The organism is Bacillus sp. AFS012607 (genome assembly GCF_002558005.1).
Taxonomy (GTDB): Bacteria; Bacillota; Bacilli; order Bacillales; family Bacillaceae_G; genus Bacillus_A; species Bacillus_A thuringiensis_S.
Genome location: NZ_NTVM01000010.1, coordinates 40,247 through 54,338 on the forward strand (window position 1 = coordinate 40,247; position 14,092 = coordinate 54,338).

Consider the following 14,092-nt stretch of genomic DNA (forward strand, 5'->3'; position numbering starts at 1 on the left):
TGAAAGTTAGGAATGATCCGAATTCTTTACATTAAGAACAAAGTGGAATTACTCCTAAACCAATTAATAAAGCTGCAGCAACTGCTGGAATTGGTACAGGAATTTGAATACCTTCTACAAACAAGAAATACTGACCACTTACTATTTTAAAACAAACTAATTGCATGGCTATTCCTCCCTTCTTTTAGAATTAATACATTATATTAATTTATCTATTTATTGTTATAGTTAAATTATTCATTTTTAAAAATATAGTTAATATGTGAATAGTTTTCGAAAGGACCTGCTCAATCAATGCGGAAAAACATAAGATGAAACGAATCCATTAAAATACATGAGTGAACCTTAGTTTTCCCTTCTTATCTAAAGGAGGAACTATTATGGGTTATGGTGGTAGTTGTGGCGGTTGTGGCTTTTCTGGAGGCTTTGCTTTATTAGTTGTGTTATTCATTTTATTAATCATCGTTGGAGCTTCTTGCTTCTGCTAAAAACTATTGGAAAAGACACTCATATAGAGTGTCTTTTCTTTCGTGCAAAATGATTCCTGACAATAGCCAACTGTATAAAGTATACGGTATACCTTTTCCTTATTAGGCATGTAGAATTGTAATAATTACATTAACACCAGGAGATACAAGAACTTTCTTATTTGAGGATGTTCAAGTATTACTTTCTCAAATGCTACTACAGCTAACGCTTCACCGAGTCCATTATTTATCCAACAAACAGCATATATTTGTTGTGATGAATCAAATTCATATTACTGTGAGAATAGTGACTATGGTTATTAGTAGTTATTAAAGAGGGCCTTGGCTCTTTTTTTATTTTCTTTCGACATAATATGACAATATATGAATTAATAGTTTGGTATTATTATCTAGAAATCTTACATTTATCTACAAATTATTATTGTATTTTTAGATTTTTAAATGTAAAATATTTCAATGTAAATACATACCATTTAGGGGGATGAAGAAATTTATGAAAAAATTATTAGCTTCAGCAACAGCGGTAACACTATTAACAGTGGGGTACAGTTCTTCTGCATTTGCAGCTAAGAGTCCTAATGATACAAAAAACTGTGGCCATTTTAAAAGTCAACAAGATGCTCAAGCATTCTGGGATCAAAATGGATATGGTGTTGGAAATGATCCACACCGTTTAGATAATGATAAAGACGGCATTCCATGTGAAGATTATAAATATCCAAAGAGCACAAATACTACAACAGAAAATAAAGAAACTACTAAACCTCAAGAACAACCTAAACAAGAAAATACTAAACAAGAACCTGTTAAACAAGAAAACACTAAGCAAGAGAATTCAAAACAAAACAACCAAACAACAAATAATAAACAAGAACAAACTAAGCCTCAAACAACTGCAAAAGAAACAAAGAAAAATACTAATACAGTTGTGAAAAAAGAAACAAAAAAACAAGGTGAAAAATTACCTAATACAGCATCAAACGGTGTTACAATGATGTTAGCAAGCTTAGGATTAGCATTAGCTGGTTCTGTATTAATGTTCCGTCGTAAAAAGACAAACGCATAAAATAGTTCCTTAAAACGGCAGGAGAAATCCTGTCGTTTTCAAATGGAGTGATAAAAGTGAATAAAAAACAATGGATAGGCTTATGTTTAACTGTTATTGGACTTACTATCTTTTCCTATTATTTTCTAGAATGGTATAGTGCTAGACAATCAGCAGAGTCGTTAACAACTAACGAGGCTAAACAATATGAGACCTCCACACCTTCTAAAGAAAATGAAACGCAAAAAATCAATCAAACAGAGATAGAGACAGAGACAAAGATTGACACTTCATTACAATCTGAAGAACCTGTACAAATTCCTGCTTCAAAGGTAAACCATCAGTTAGGAGATAAAGTAGCATATTTAATTATCCCTAAAATACAAAAGAAATACTCTGTATATTGGGGAGCTGATGATAAAGTACTAAAAAAGGGTGTAGGTATGTTTGTTAGTGACTTAACTACTACACCATCTGGAAATGGTCATACAGTTTTAAGTGGACATAGAGATACTGTTTTTACCGAGCTTGGTCAATTAAAGGAAAATGACCAACTTATCGTGGAATATGAAAATAAAACATATACATATGAAATTAAAAAGCATTGGATAACAGATTCAGAAGATCGAACAGTTATTGTAGAAAAAAGTGAGTCAACATTAACATTAACAACTTGTTATCCTTTTGACTATATAGGAGACGCTCCAGATCGGTACATAATTGAAGCATCTCTACTTTCCATTCATTGAGGATGGAAAGTCCAATACACATTAGTAAAATTAAAGTGTTTATCCAGTCGGAGAAAGGCACCTTAAGGGTGTCTTTTTTTATGTAAATAAGCTGCTCATACGGACAGCTTATTATGGTTTTTGGCTTAGCGTGATTTTTTCGGAAAGCTGGCGGCACCCCATCGCTATCAACCTAACAGAGCAGGTTGCTCCCAGAAGTTTTTTATACAGAATAACATCAAAAAATACGTCTTGAACAAGCGTTAAAAAAGAAAGCTGAAGGGCAAGTATATCCTTTTGGAGTCTTTTTAAGAGAAAATGATACAATGAAGATAATATTAGGAAATTATGGGGATGATTACGTTGCTTACTTTGATAAAATTTGTAGTTAGTTATGCTGCAAGTCTGTTTGCTTTTATTTTTGGATGGTTCTTAATTTCATATATTTTTAATCCTAGCTTTATTCACCCGGACGTTTTACATGGATTCATAAAAACTATCGTCACTTATGGTAGTATACCAGCTCTCATAGCTTGTTTACTTGGGGAAGTTTTATATAGGAAAATTAAACGATGTCGAGAGTTTCAATTTGGAATTCCTTTATTTATAGGACTAGCATTTATCTATACACTTATACCATTTCTTTTTCTTTTTACTTTTACTTTTTCACATTTCTTTGACTTCGCTGCACCTGTCATTATGGGGTCCTTAGCTTTTTATTTAGTGCGTAGAAAAATATAATTATAATAGATATGTCTGAATCACTAGTTTCAAAAATCCTTCACGCAATGATGATTGCATGAAGGATTTTGATGTTTTCTTATTTTTTTGTCTCGTTGATCCATGTAATAATGTCCTGGATGACGTACTCGGGAACATTAGCAGGGATTTCGTATTCACTAGGAAGACTTAATTCACCGCCACCTTCCATGAAGAAATGATTCAATTTCGGGTATTTTTTGAACTGAACATTTCCGCGGTTTGAAAGTCCTTCTTGCCATTTTGTATATTCATCTTTTACTGTTACTTGGTAATCGCGTGCTCCTTGCAGAATGAGTAAAGGCTCTTTTCGTAATTTTGCCTCTTCAACTGGACGCCACCTAGAAACATCATACATAAAATGAGGTGACCCAAAATTGTAGTCAGCTGGAGGACGGTCAGGATTGAAAGTAGGATCCTGAATAAAAGCAACCTGTCTTTTTAGTTCAGTGATTTCTTCCTTTGACGCCCCAAGGTATTCATACTGATCAATGGCAATGTCAGTCAAAGGGCGTGCAGGTGGTGCGAGTAAGATACTTCCTCGGACAAGTGAGGAAGGCGCTTTGCTCAGTATACGTGGCATTGTACCAGCTCCTAGACTATGTCCAAGAATGAAAATATTATTTGGATCAATGCCTTCCTGCTGCGCTGCTGATTTTGCTGCAAATATAGCATCATCTGTAGTATCACGGTCTAACGTACCAGGTTCTGTACTCATCTTTAATGCGTGTTCTAAGGTGCGTTTTTCATAGCGCAACACTGCAATTCCGTTGGATGAAAGGCCCACCGCAATGTCTCGTAAGATTTTTGTTCCCATATATGTGCTATCGCGATCATGGATGCCAGCACCATGAACAAGAACAACTACGGGCAGCTTTTCACCACGCTTATGTTTCGGAACTGTTAATGTCGCTGGTAACGGATAGGTAGAATTTCCAATGACGATTTCACGTTCTTGATAGGAGTCAGGTTGATCATAGCTAGGATGCGGGATGGTATAAGATTCCTCGGGTGGCCTTTCGCCAATTTCATCTACTTTCCCGCCAGGTGTGAATTTAAGGAGTAGCGGTATGGTAGTTCCTTCGGTAGCTGCTGGAATTTCCACCGTCTGATGGACCAAGTTTCGTTCTTTTATCACGGGGATTCCCATGCTTTTTATCCCGCTCCAGCCACTTTGTGTCCACCAGTTTTGTAATGTGGTTGCTGTAAACTTGGATTGAAAAGCAGCAGACGTCAACTGTAGTGCCTCTGCATACTTACCTTTCTGGAGATATTCAAAAAATAATGATGTACGCTCCGTTAAAGAGACTAGTTTCTTTTCAGCAGATTGTTCCTCGCTTGTATCTGCGTGAATAGTTGTTGTAAGCGAGAAAGATGAAATGCCTAAAGAAAAGAGTAGGATAAAGGTAAGTGCTAATCTTTGTATTTTCTTTTTTTTAATCATGTTTTAACCTCCAATATGTGATGGCAAAAAACAAGTATGGTAATTAGAATTCTGGTGCGAAAACTTCAAAATATTTGCAAGCAATCTCCAAAACTTGGACATACTAATATTATTATTCTAAAAAAATGTAGATTTCTTCTCTTGTTACATGCATATTAATCGCAGAAATAATCTTTTTTCCTTCACTTTCTATTTTGATTATAGAAAACAAAGCTCTCGTTTTTCTTACTTGATACTTACAAATTCCTTAAGCAGGGGATATTTTAAAATCTTAGCTTGATGGATATGTGACGGTACTCCTATGTTAAGAGATAGCTTAAGGACCGAGGATTATATTGTTTTTATAAAGAGTTGATGTTATGTTTGTTTTGTAACATATGGTGTTTTATGTATGTAGGAGGATTTATTGAAGAAATTATTAATATTGTTTTTATTAGCTACATTTTGTCTACAGATTACAGGATGTTCTAATAATATGGGTGCACTAAGGGAGAAGTCTAAAACTTCAACACTTGTGAAGTCTAAACGCATCAACAAAGGGTGGTACAAACATATGTAATAGTTTGTATCACCCTTTGTTGATGATAGAAGTTATAAGGCAAAATTAATTAGGTTGATAGTAGATATTTTCCATAAAGAAAAGACACCCATATCAGAGTGTCCTTTCTAATAGTTTTTTAGCAGAAGCAACTGCATCCGATAATGATTAATAGTATAAAGAGTACAACAAGTAAAGCAAATCCACCAGCAAAACCACAGCCTTCTCCGCAACTACCACCATAGCCCATAATAGTTTCTCCTTTAGGTAAGAGGATAAAACTAAGGTTCATTCGTGTATTTTAACGGGTTCACTTTACCTTATGTTTTTAAGAATGAATGGAGCAGGTTCTTTTTTATTTTATCGAAAGTAAACTTTTAGCCAGTAGTTTATTTTCATACTATTGATTTTTATGCGTATTTGGTGAAAAATCAAGGAGCTGCAAAAAAATACTATACCGAAATTTAGTTCGGTATAGTAACGTGCATATAAAAGATCCCACTTTGCTATATCCCCAAAAAGAGTCATAAAAATCTATGTTTTTTTAATTCAGTTGCAAACTACAAAACTTCTTTTTAAAGAAATGTATGTACATACAAATTATATTTTATTCCATAACTCTCTAACTTTTGTTCACGATAGTCTGATATTGAAAAAATATAATATTTGGTACGACATCACTTTGTTTTTTTATAAAGTTTTGTAATTAAACTATAATATTGTATTTTTTTTGTATTATTGAAATTAGTAATAATAAAATGTATTATTGAAAAGCACAATTTATAATTCAAGTAATCAGGACTATGCGTCTATTATAATTTGAACATTCAGAAATTATAATATTGTCTAAAAATGAGGTGAGATTCATAGAAACAGTAAATATTAAATGGTATGGAATGTATAGTATAAATGATTTTTATAATAGGGAAGAAGCTTCTAAGAAGGGGATATTTGCAATCTCTAGAGTATGTGCTAAGAATGTAACATTGCTATATATAGGACAAACCAAAAGAAGCTTTATACAAAAGATAAGGGAACTTAATAAGGAGTGGCCTTTCGATGAGAGCGAATTAAAGATTACATTAGGAATAATAGAATTTCCTAGTGGTGAAATTTACTCTGAAAAGAAGGTAAAAGAGATAAAATCCCTTTTGATTTTACGACATACCCCATTAGAAAACGAAACATCTTTATTATACTATAGAGGGAAATTTAATTTAAAAATTATAAATAAGGGAAGAAGAGGTTTAATTGTTAAAAAGCTTTCTACAGGAGATCTAATGTGGACATAATTGGAATCACCTTTGAATAAAATTGAAGGTTTCTTAAGTGCGGAAGCTTATCAATTTTTAATGTATTAAACTATTTTGAATGACATATGTCAGATGCTTGAAAAAAATAAATTTTATTATGATCTGAGATCCTGTAGGAAAGTGTAGTTTATTTCTATTATTTAATAAAATATTAAGAAAATTATAGAGATAATACATAAAGAGTAGAGGAGAAAGTAAACGCGGAGGTTTGAAGAATGGGACAAGTAAGTAGATTTCAAGAAAAACAACAGAATCGTCGTCAAAAGGCAATTTTTAATATTGCATTTACTTTAATATTAGTGACAGTTGGTATAGTGACATACCAGTTATTTACTGCTTCTAATACATCAAAGAAAGCAATTGCTCAAGAAAAGAAAGCAACAAAGATAGAAGAGAAGAAANNAGAAAACTGAAGATAAAGAAGCAGCACAGCTAGAAGAGAAATCAAAAGCAGAAAAATCGGTAAAAACAAACGGAAATGAAAATAATGAGGAAGAAAAAGCGGCATCTCAAGAAAAGGGTTCTCAAACTAATCCTTCTTGGAAGCCAATTGGTACCGAGCAAGGAGCAAAACCTGAAATGAAATTTAAAGAAGGAACAGTAGATTGGAGTGAGATGAAAAAAGCAATTTCTTATGCTGTTGATGTTCCAGAGAGCCAATTGATTTTCGATTTTATTGGGAATAATGGTAATAATAAAGCCTACGGTAATGTACGAGATAAGCAAAATAATAAAAAATATAAGGTTAATATTGATTGGGTAGAAAATCAGGGGTGGAAACCAGCATCTGTTCAGGTGGTAAGATAAATAATAGAAATGTAATGATGTAAATCAGCTGTCCATATGGGCAGCTGATTATTTTTTTGCTTAGCTTATTTTAAAAAAAACGCTGGTGGTACCTCGTTGAGAAATATGAATCAAATCTATATTTTGTTTTATTTACCTCACTATTTTATCCATAACTTCTTTATATTTATGATAGTAATTAGTTTCAAATAAATATGGGGATAGTTGGACTAAACAAAATGTTCCTTATAAGTAGTAAGTATCTTTTGCGATTTTAATTTATAATTATTTATAAAAAAGAAAAGACACCCTAAGGTGCCTTCCTTCGACTTGAACCATCTTAATTTTAATAATATATTGGACTCCCATCCAAATATTATTTTACCATGTTAAGTTATTTTATTCATTGAGAAATATGTTTTAAATCTATATTTTTAAAAAATATATAGATTTGAACAATATGTATACGAGCCGCATATCAAAAAAAAGACACTCTCAAGAGTGCCTCTCCTTAGCAGCCGAATCCGCCGCCCCAACAGCTAGCGCCAACGATGATTAATAAGATGAAGAGCACAACAAGTAAGGCAAATCCGCCGCCGAAACCACAGCCTCCACCACAACTACCGCCATAGCCCATATTAACTCCTCCTTCCATAAAGACCATTTATTAATGGATTTAATTTAATTTATGTTTTTAAGGATGAATGGAGCAGGTCCTTAAAAAAATAAAAGGATTTTGGAAGTTAAAAAGAGTTGACGACCTTATTTTTGTCACCGGTATTTTGTCTTCTACATATTGTATTTTATTCTGTGTATTGGGGGAAGGAGGATCTTATGGCTAATTCTGAGATGATTTTACGTTTACTTACGGATTTAAAGATTGAACAACAATTGTTGAAAGAACAGTTAGAAAAAATGCAAACAGCTGTGACTATTCTTGAAGAAAAATCAGTGACGCTTAAAGAAAAACCAGCGAATCTTAAAGAAAAAACAATGACTCCTGAAGAAAAACCATCTGTTACAAAGCAAAGAGCTTTTTCTGGACGCCCAACATCTTTTCGTGATTGGAGAGCATCTAGTCAAAAAAATTAGGGAATGTTATGTGAAATGATAAGTAAAAAAGTACAGTCTGCTGTAGAAAAGACTGTACTTTTTTATGTCAGTAGAGAATGTTAAGGTAGACGTATTTATTTGGCCTATTCCACTTTTAATTGGAGTTCTTTATCTAACTTATCATTATTAATTTTTAAGGTTAATCCTTGCGTGTTTTTCGGTACATCAAATACAATGTTTCCTTCCGAACTTTCATTAGGATTAACAATATTAAATTTGAATGTGGAGATATTTGCAGCTTTAAGTACTGACTGATATTCATTGGAAATGTGATATTCTCTTCCAAATCCATCAATTAATTTAAAGTTGTTGATATCTAGTGTAATGGGTTCTTCTTTGTGATTATAAACTGCGATATCTAATACTTTAAAGACACCTTGTGCTTTAACTTCTCCAGTCCCTAGAACATCTAATGACTCGGCAGATCCCATTGACATGTATACATCAGAGGAATCTACATTGGTAGGAAGTTCTTTTTGCGGAACCTTGCGATTAAGTTCGTTATTCTCTGTTTTTTTTGAAGTCTTTTGCTCGTTTTTCGCAGATGTATCATGTGAATTGCAAGCTGATACTCCAAACAAGAATGTGCTACATAATAATGATGTTAATAACTTTTTGTTCATCGTTTGTTTCTTCCTTCCAAAATAGAAGCACTTTTAATGAGTGCTATATATATTTATCTTTATATGCATTACATTTTATATCTTATTATATTGATTTTGGAAGGAAAAGGGAAAATATTGTGCATTTCTCTGATTCGAATTATTTATCTGTCTAAAAGTTGAAATTAAAATGAGCCCCATAAATGATAAACCATTCCACTAACAAAAAACACTAATCCTAAAAATAAAACAATTAAAGCAAGCACTCCATTTTTATTATGTTCCATAAAATTAGCTCCTTTTTCATTTACTTACATACAAAAGCCTCTAGTCGTAATTATAGCTAAAGACTTTAATCTTCATACTTTGTAGTTTATAAAAAAGTTGTACTTCTGTATTAATTTGGAATATGATTATTTAAAGAGAAGGTGATGAGTACATGCAGGAAACAAAACAATTCCCACTTATATCGGGAAATCTCTCATTAGATTTAGTAAATACAGAGTTAGTTAAGCGTGGACAACGTTATGATTTATTAATAACAGATGAAGATGTATTAGAATGGCTATATGTAATAAAGGTTAATCTTCCTTTTTTGAATGGAAAAACATTTATAGGGATTCAAGAGCGAATGAAGCTGGTTACATCTAGTATATTAGAAATAAGAAATATAATGAGAAAGCAGTTTGAGGCAATTGCTGATCAGCACGAAATTTCCAATGATTTTATTACGTATTTAGAAAAACAAATTGAGAAAGCACCGTTTACATATAAAATCATTGAACAGCAGCTAGTACCTATCCCGGTTGGAGAAATCGAGGATGTACTCACATCGTTAATTGCATTTGATGCTTTAACTTTAATAGTAGAAAATAAGCTTATTTTCCTTAAAAGGTGTTCAAACCCTGACTGTGTTTTATTATTTATAGATAAGAGTGGAAAACGAAAATGGTGTTCTATGAAAATATGTGGGAACCGGAAAAAGGTAGCAAAATTCCAGAATCGAAAATGTGAAGAAGTTTAGGGAATCAACTTATAACAGTTGATTCTTTTTTTGTATTCTTGAACTAACCCTTGAAATTAATGTTTACAGGTTAGTTATGTCAAGTTATAATTGTTGGTAAATAAAGGAGGAGAACGATGGATAATATAACAGCAACTAAGCAGAAAGATCCTCAACCAATAAGTGTACGATATTTTACAAAAATGAAAGGGAAAGGAAGAAGCCCATTACAAGTAAATGTAAAGGACTCTTTAACGGGACTACTAGGGGGATTTTTAACAATTCTTACCTTAACATATTTAACGAGCATAACCTCTACAGAATTATTAATGGCTCCATTTGGGGCGAGTTGTGTATTAGCGTTTGGAGTTTGGAATGCGCCATTATCTCAGCCGCGTAATATTATTGGAGGACATTTGATTTCAACTTTCATCGGTCTATCAATATATCATTTGTTTGGGAATGAATATTGGACAATTGCTTTAGCGGTGGGGATGGCAATAGCCGTTATGATGTTAACGAGAACGACGCACCCTCCAGCAGGCGCCGATCCGATTATCGTTATTTTAGGGGCAAATAGTTGGAGTTATTTAGTAACACCAGTTTTAATTGGCTCCGTTGTTATTGTAGTTATTGCTTTATTCATTAATAATATGAGTAGTAAAAGAAATTATCCAACTTTTTGGATGTAGTTTGTGAAGTGAAAAATAATTTAAGTGAGTATTCTATTCTAACTATGTTTTCATTTCACATACATTTTAGTTTACAAAGAAAAGACACCCATATAAGAGTGTCTTTTCCAATAGTTTTTTAGCAGAAGCAAGAAGCTCCAACGATGATTAATAAAATAAACAATACAACTAATAGTGCAAATCCTCCAGAAAAACCGCAGCTTCCACCGCAGCTTCCACCGCAACTACCGCCAAATCCCATAATAGTTCCTCCTTTAATAAGAGGGGAAAACAAAGGGTCACTCGTGTTTTTTAACGGATTCCATTTACTTTATGTTTTGAAGTATAAACATGAGCGGGTCCTTTTGAAAATAAAAAAGACACCTTGAGGTGCCTTTTGTCCAATGTAATTTCATTAATATTCGTTAGCATAAAACTCTTTTATTAATTTTATTTCATTTGTATCTGGATTAAACTTAAATATTTTAATTTGATTAGATTCGTCTTTGTATGCAAATGTATTCTCACCAACTTGGGTCATATTGCTCGTGTTTACGATAGGTTCACTACCGTGATCAGTGATTTCCACAGTTTTCTCACGATCCCAGAATGCAATGACAATAATCAAAACGATAAGACATACACGTATAAAACGTAATTCTCTTGCAACAGGATGTTCCATCTGTTAGTCTCCTTTACTGTTTGATAGATTCTGTTTATAAAAGAGATAATTCCTAGGAATAGAATATAAATAAAAAAGACACTTTAAAAAGTGTCTTTTTTATTTTAGTTATGCGCATTACTTAATAAGACGCTAGTTCCTCAGTCTGGCTATGAGTAACTATGTAGGGTGATTTCATTATAACATTTTAACCAGTAATGGGTCTATATGGAATTTATTTGATTTTAATTTTGATTATTCATAACTATTTGTTAAGTGTTTAGATGAAGGAACTAAGCTTGTTTTAGAAGAGTATTTAGATGAACTTGATATAGGTGCTATGTCTTATACATTGGTCTTGCGGCAATACAACTGGAGAAAGGGGAGGTTTGCATTAATCGAGCGAGGGGAAAATCGTGAGCTTTGGGAAGAAGCTGATGTAGAAGATTATGAAGAGAGAAAGTTTTACATACATTAAAAGCACAGCTGATAAAGTGTAGAGTTATATTTCCCTTTACACGAACATAACGGTATAATATAGTTAAGTTAAGTAAACTTAACTATTAAGTGAAACGAAATAAAAGCATGGAGGATGCTATGACTAGAACGTATAAAGAAGTAATTAATGAAATGAATCGAGCCTATACGGAACTCTATATTTTACTATTTCAAGATTTAAAGGATGAGTTCGGTCTTACTGGGCAGCAAGAGAGCATGTTATTTCATATTCATTTAAATGAAAACACGACAGCAAATAACATTGCGAGTACGTTTAATATAACGAAAAGTGCTGTGAGCCAAGTTTTATCGAAATTGGAAAAACAACAGATGATTTCAAAACAAGTAAACCCTAATAATAAAAGGGAGTATTTTCTTACACTTGGTCCAAAAGGTAGTAAGTATATAGAGCGGTTGTCTGAGTTAGATGATGTATTAATTGAGAAATACTTTTCCAAAATCGATATAAATGCCCTAGAGCAAATGACCGATACGTTAACGAAAATAAATAAAGTGATATTGGAAGAAAAGCAGAAGGATATTGATTGTAATGAGTAAGACCCGAGATGGAGCAATTAGTAGAAAGGAGGGGAAGCATGTGATGAGTTACATACCGAATATGATTACGATAGCAAATTTTGTGTGTGGGCTTTTGGCTATTCACGCTGTTTTCGTTCACGATATTTATTTGGGAGCAGTTTTTATTATTACGGGTATGTTGTTTGACCTTTTTGATGGCATGGTCGCTCGGAAACTTGATTCTGTTTCGGAAATAGGCGGAGAGCTAGACTCATTTGCGGATTTAGTTACTTTTGGTGTGGCACCGTCTATTCTTGCATATAGTGCTTCGTTAAAAGATTTACAGTCTATCGGGATGATATGTGCCCTCGCGTATAGTATTTGTGGAATGCTTCGGCTTGCGAGGTTTAACACACGGCAAAGCAAACTCCCAACATTCATCGGAATGCCCATTCCATTTGCGGCGATGTGTATCCTCATTTTATGCCGCCTAAATAATCCAGTTTCCGTGGCATTTGGTACATGCGTACTCGCTTATTTAATGGTGAGCAAAATCAAATTTCCTCATTTTAAAAAAGATATAGCTGAAAGCTTGAAGCCTGAAAGCTTGGATTGATGATACGGAACTACAATGAGAAAGATAAAGGAGAATAACATGATTCGTATGGCACTAAGATCGTTCAACATACAAATGTATTGTTTGCTAGGCGTAATGTTATTGGGATGGTTGCTGACACCTTTTTCAGCCCAGTTTGTAGGGATAAGTATTGGCCTTTTGGTGAGTATGTACTGCGCCTGGATTTTAGGAAGGCGTATTGAAAAGTTCGGAGATAGCATTGTAAAAAAAGAAAAAGCACCGATGCTCGGAATGATGAATCGGTTCGCAGCCGCAATACTCGGTGCGATTATTATGTATGAAATAGAACACCATGAATTCATGTGGACATTCGCTGCTGGAATTATGGGGGGATATTTCTTGGTTATTATTAATTTAGGGTATTACAGTATGAGGGATGCGGAGGAATAAAGAAAAGACACCCTAAGGTGCCTTCCTTCGACTTGAACCATTTTCATTTAATACGAATCTATCCGTATTACCCCTTTGTTATAAATGTAAACACACCCTATAAAACAGAATCATCTATATACACCAGATTGTTAGTTCATAAAATACAAGAAATTTGAGATTAGTATCGGAGTAACGCCACATCCCCTAAAATGATTGATATGTTACGCCTATCAAAAGAATCTGCTTTATAGAACGTGTCCACAGTTTATATTTTACTATATTTAATATTCATTAAGTGTATTTTTTGTTAATATGTATAATTACATAAAGTTGAAGGCGAAAGAGAGTATGCTTTCGTATTGTGTAATGAAGAAAAAACACTTTAAGGTGCCTTCTTTCGATTGGAATCATCTTAATTGTATTGCGTCGTTATCATATAAGAAAAAAGACATCAATTAAGATGTCCTTTTTTCTTTGTAAAATTGGTGTTAAGAAGGTATAACCTATGAATAATATAACAATCATCGAGTAAGTTTATTATAGCAGCGATAAATAGGGTTCTTATATGTAATATTACATATATATAGATTTATTTATATTTTATTTGTATATTTTAATTGTCTGTTCCTTGTTTTAATTCGTTTAGTTATATTATTTTTTGAGTGCTCCAGCAATGGAGCCTTTTTTTAGTATTCTATTTTGATGATGTTCCATAAGATTAGCACCTTTTAAAGCTGTTTTTATATAAAAAGCCTTTAACTTGTAATTATAGCTAAAGGCTCTAAGTGTCATACTTTATAGTTTATAAAATCTTATAAGAAGAATAACCAGTATTTTATATAGAATTTATCCCGCTATTTGCCGGGCTGCCTGTAAACGCCCAAGTGGTGAGAGCTGATTAAAGTTTCACTTTAT

The 14,092-nt window shown here is 33.1% G+C and carries 18 protein-coding genes and 3 pseudogenes; 14 read left to right on the forward strand and 7 right to left on the reverse strand.

Annotated features, from left to right (window positions below; all coding sequences use genetic code 11):
- Positions 1-31: 31 nt before the first annotated feature.
- Positions 32-166 (reverse strand): hypothetical protein, encoded by a 135-nt coding sequence (locus CN409_RS32545; protein ID WP_001177693.1) that lies wholly within the window; start codon positions 164-166, stop codon positions 32-34.
- Positions 167-380: 214 nt separating this feature from the next.
- Here CN409_RS32545 and CN409_RS10485 point away from each other — a divergent pair, with 214 nt between their 5' ends.
- The 5 genes and pseudogenes from CN409_RS10485 (at position 381) to CN409_RS10500 (ending at position 3,002) form a co-directional block, all read left to right on the forward strand.
- Complete coding sequence (locus tag CN409_RS10485; RefSeq protein ID WP_000540375.1) at positions 381-488, forward strand: YjcZ family sporulation protein; 108 nt, start codon at positions 381-383, stop codon at positions 486-488.
- Between the two features lie 493 nt (positions 489-981).
- Positions 982-1,554: an excalibur calcium-binding domain-containing protein gene (locus CN409_RS10490; protein WP_000734538.1), complete on the forward strand. Its 573-nt coding sequence runs from the start codon at positions 982-984 to the stop codon at positions 1,552-1,554.
- 56 nt (positions 1,555-1,610) lie between these two features.
- Entirely contained in the window at positions 1,611-2,282 is a 672-nt protein-coding gene (locus CN409_RS10495; RefSeq protein ID WP_001036099.1) for a class D sortase, read from the forward strand.
- Positions 2,283-2,467: 185 nt separating this feature from the next.
- Positions 2,468-2,590 (forward strand): annotated as a pseudogene (locus CN409_RS32180) (GNAT family N-acetyltransferase); the annotation flags it as partial.
- Positions 2,591-2,615: 25 nt separating this feature from the next.
- Positions 2,616-3,002: a hypothetical protein gene (locus tag CN409_RS10500; RefSeq protein WP_025988997.1), complete on the forward strand. Its 387-nt coding sequence runs from the start codon at positions 2,616-2,618 to the stop codon at positions 3,000-3,002.
- Positions 3,003-3,081: 79 nt separating this feature from the next.
- Here CN409_RS10500 and CN409_RS10505 read toward each other — a convergent pair whose 3' ends face one another.
- Positions 3,082-4,464, reverse strand: coding sequence for an alpha/beta hydrolase family protein (locus CN409_RS10505; RefSeq protein ID WP_000592098.1), 1,383 nt, complete (start codon positions 4,462-4,464; stop codon positions 3,082-3,084).
- A gap of 677 nt (positions 4,465-5,141) precedes the next feature.
- Positions 5,142-5,252, reverse strand: a complete 111-nt coding sequence (locus CN409_RS10515) for a YjcZ family sporulation protein (RefSeq protein ID WP_000540371.1) — start codon at positions 5,250-5,252, stop codon at positions 5,142-5,144.
- Between the two features lie 607 nt (positions 5,253-5,859).
- Here CN409_RS10515 and CN409_RS10520 point away from each other — a divergent pair.
- Both CN409_RS10520 and CN409_RS10525 read left to right on the forward strand, forming a co-directional pair.
- The gene (locus CN409_RS10520; protein ID WP_002162905.1) at positions 5,860-6,294 is read left to right on the forward strand and encodes a hypothetical protein; all 435 of its coding nucleotides are present in this window, start codon (positions 5,860-5,862) and stop codon (positions 6,292-6,294) included.
- A gap of 236 nt (positions 6,295-6,530) precedes the next feature.
- A pseudogene (locus CN409_RS10525) lies at positions 6,531-7,122 on the forward strand (YrrS family protein).
- Positions 7,123-7,612: 490 nt separating this feature from the next.
- On the opposite strand, the gene CN409_RS10530 reads toward CN409_RS10525, so the two are convergent.
- Positions 7,613-7,738 (reverse strand): YjcZ family sporulation protein, encoded by a 126-nt coding sequence (locus CN409_RS10530; RefSeq protein ID WP_000540377.1) that lies wholly within the window; start codon positions 7,736-7,738, stop codon positions 7,613-7,615.
- A gap of 197 nt (positions 7,739-7,935) precedes the next feature.
- On the opposite strand from CN409_RS10530, the gene CN409_RS10535 reads away from it, so the two are divergent.
- Positions 7,936-8,193 carry a hypothetical protein gene (locus CN409_RS10535; protein WP_140161773.1) on the forward strand — a complete coding sequence of 86 codons (258 nt, stop codon included), beginning with the start codon at positions 7,936-7,938 and terminating at the stop codon, positions 8,191-8,193.
- Between the two features lie 104 nt (positions 8,194-8,297).
- Here CN409_RS10535 and CN409_RS10540 read toward each other — a convergent pair whose 3' ends face one another.
- Positions 8,298-8,837, reverse strand: a complete 540-nt coding sequence (locus CN409_RS10540; RefSeq protein ID WP_017762862.1) for a DUF4352 domain-containing protein — start codon at positions 8,835-8,837, stop codon at positions 8,298-8,300.
- Between the two features lie 418 nt (positions 8,838-9,255).
- Here CN409_RS10540 and CN409_RS10550 point away from each other — a divergent pair, with 418 nt between their 5' ends.
- Positions 9,256-9,840, forward strand: a complete 585-nt coding sequence (locus tag CN409_RS10550; protein WP_086390195.1) for a CGNR zinc finger domain-containing protein — start codon at positions 9,256-9,258, stop codon at positions 9,838-9,840.
- Between the two features lie 116 nt (positions 9,841-9,956).
- Positions 9,957-10,511 (forward strand): HPP family protein, encoded by a 555-nt coding sequence (locus CN409_RS10555; RefSeq protein WP_000368843.1) that lies wholly within the window; start codon positions 9,957-9,959, stop codon positions 10,509-10,511.
- Positions 10,512-10,629: 118 nt separating this feature from the next.
- On the opposite strand, the gene CN409_RS10560 is transcribed toward CN409_RS10555, so the two are convergent.
- Together CN409_RS10560 and CN409_RS10565 are read right to left on the reverse strand one after the other, a co-directional pair.
- Positions 10,630-10,752 carry a YjcZ family sporulation protein gene (locus CN409_RS10560; protein WP_097981499.1) on the reverse strand — a complete coding sequence of 41 codons (123 nt, stop codon included), beginning with the start codon at positions 10,750-10,752 and terminating at the stop codon, positions 10,630-10,632.
- Positions 10,753-10,905: 153 nt separating this feature from the next.
- Positions 10,906-11,172, reverse strand: coding sequence for a YmzC family protein (locus CN409_RS10565; RefSeq protein ID WP_000400973.1), 267 nt, complete (start codon positions 11,170-11,172; stop codon positions 10,906-10,908).
- Positions 11,173-11,419: 247 nt separating this feature from the next.
- On the opposite strand from CN409_RS10565, the pseudogene CN409_RS32320 reads away from it, so the two are divergent.
- The 4 genes and pseudogenes from CN409_RS32320 to CN409_RS10580 form a co-directional block, all read left to right on the forward strand.
- Positions 11,420-11,679: pseudogene (locus tag CN409_RS32320) on the forward strand (hypothetical protein); the annotation flags it as partial.
- A gap of 69 nt (positions 11,680-11,748) precedes the next feature.
- Positions 11,749-12,207, forward strand: a complete 459-nt coding sequence (locus CN409_RS10570; RefSeq protein WP_000198951.1) for a MarR family winged helix-turn-helix transcriptional regulator — start codon at positions 11,749-11,751, stop codon at positions 12,205-12,207.
- Positions 12,200-12,784 (forward strand): CDP-diacylglycerol--serine O-phosphatidyltransferase, encoded by a 585-nt coding sequence (pssA, locus tag CN409_RS10575; RefSeq protein ID WP_136803911.1) that lies wholly within the window; start codon positions 12,200-12,202, stop codon positions 12,782-12,784. The genes CN409_RS10570 and pssA overlap by 8 nt, the downstream gene beginning before the upstream one ends.
- Before the next feature lie 39 nt (positions 12,785-12,823).
- The gene (locus CN409_RS10580) at positions 12,824-13,195 is read left to right on the forward strand and encodes an ATP synthase subunit I (RefSeq protein ID WP_000620598.1); all 372 of its coding nucleotides are present in this window, start codon (positions 12,824-12,826) and stop codon (positions 13,193-13,195) included.
- Positions 13,196-14,092 lie beyond the last annotated feature (897 nt).

Bases quoted from the DNA above. Each gene is read 5' to 3' on its own strand.
- CN409_RS10540 (WP_017762862.1), bottom strand. From the start codon at position 8,837: ATGAACAAAAAGTTATTAACATCATTATTATGTAGCACATTCTTGTTT.
- pssA (WP_136803911.1), top strand. From the start codon at position 12,200: ATGAGTAAGACCCGAGATGGAGCAATTAGTAGAAAGGAGGGGAAGCAT.
- CN409_RS10565 (WP_000400973.1), bottom strand. From the start codon at position 11,172: ATGGAACATCCTGTTGCAAGAGAATTACGTTTTATACGTGTATGTCTT.
- CN409_RS10500 (WP_025988997.1), top strand. From the start codon at position 2,616: ATGATTACGTTGCTTACTTTGATAAAATTTGTAGTTAGTTATGCTGCA.
- CN409_RS10550 (WP_086390195.1), top strand. From the start codon at position 9,256: ATGCAGGAAACAAAACAATTCCCACTTATATCGGGAAATCTCTCATTA.
- CN409_RS10515 (WP_000540371.1), bottom strand. From the start codon at position 5,252: ATGGGCTATGGTGGTAGTTGCGGAGAAGGCTGTGGTTTTGCTGGTGGA.
- CN409_RS10490 (WP_000734538.1), top strand. From the start codon at position 982: ATGAAAAAATTATTAGCTTCAGCAACAGCGGTAACACTATTAACAGTG.
- CN409_RS10555 (WP_000368843.1), top strand. From the start codon at position 9,957: ATGGATAATATAACAGCAACTAAGCAGAAAGATCCTCAACCAATAAGT.
- CN409_RS32545 (WP_001177693.1), bottom strand. From the start codon at position 166: ATGCAATTAGTTTGTTTTAAAATAGTAAGTGGTCAGTATTTCTTGTTT.
- CN409_RS10570 (WP_000198951.1), top strand. From the start codon at position 11,749: ATGACTAGAACGTATAAAGAAGTAATTAATGAAATGAATCGAGCCTAT.
- CN409_RS10560 (WP_097981499.1), bottom strand. From the start codon at position 10,752: ATGGGATTTGGCGGTAGTTGCGGTGGAAGCTGCGGTGGAAGCTGCGGT.
- CN409_RS10535 (WP_140161773.1), top strand. From the start codon at position 7,936: ATGGCTAATTCTGAGATGATTTTACGTTTACTTACGGATTTAAAGATT.
- CN409_RS10530 (WP_000540377.1), bottom strand. From the start codon at position 7,738: ATGGGCTATGGCGGTAGTTGTGGTGGAGGCTGTGGTTTCGGCGGCGGA.
- CN409_RS10505 (WP_000592098.1), bottom strand. From the start codon at position 4,464: ATGATTAAAAAAAAGAAAATACAAAGATTAGCACTTACCTTTATCCTA.
- CN409_RS10580 (WP_000620598.1), top strand. From the start codon at position 12,824: ATGATTCGTATGGCACTAAGATCGTTCAACATACAAATGTATTGTTTG.
- CN409_RS10485 (WP_000540375.1), top strand. From the start codon at position 381: ATGGGTTATGGTGGTAGTTGTGGCGGTTGTGGCTTTTCTGGAGGCTTT.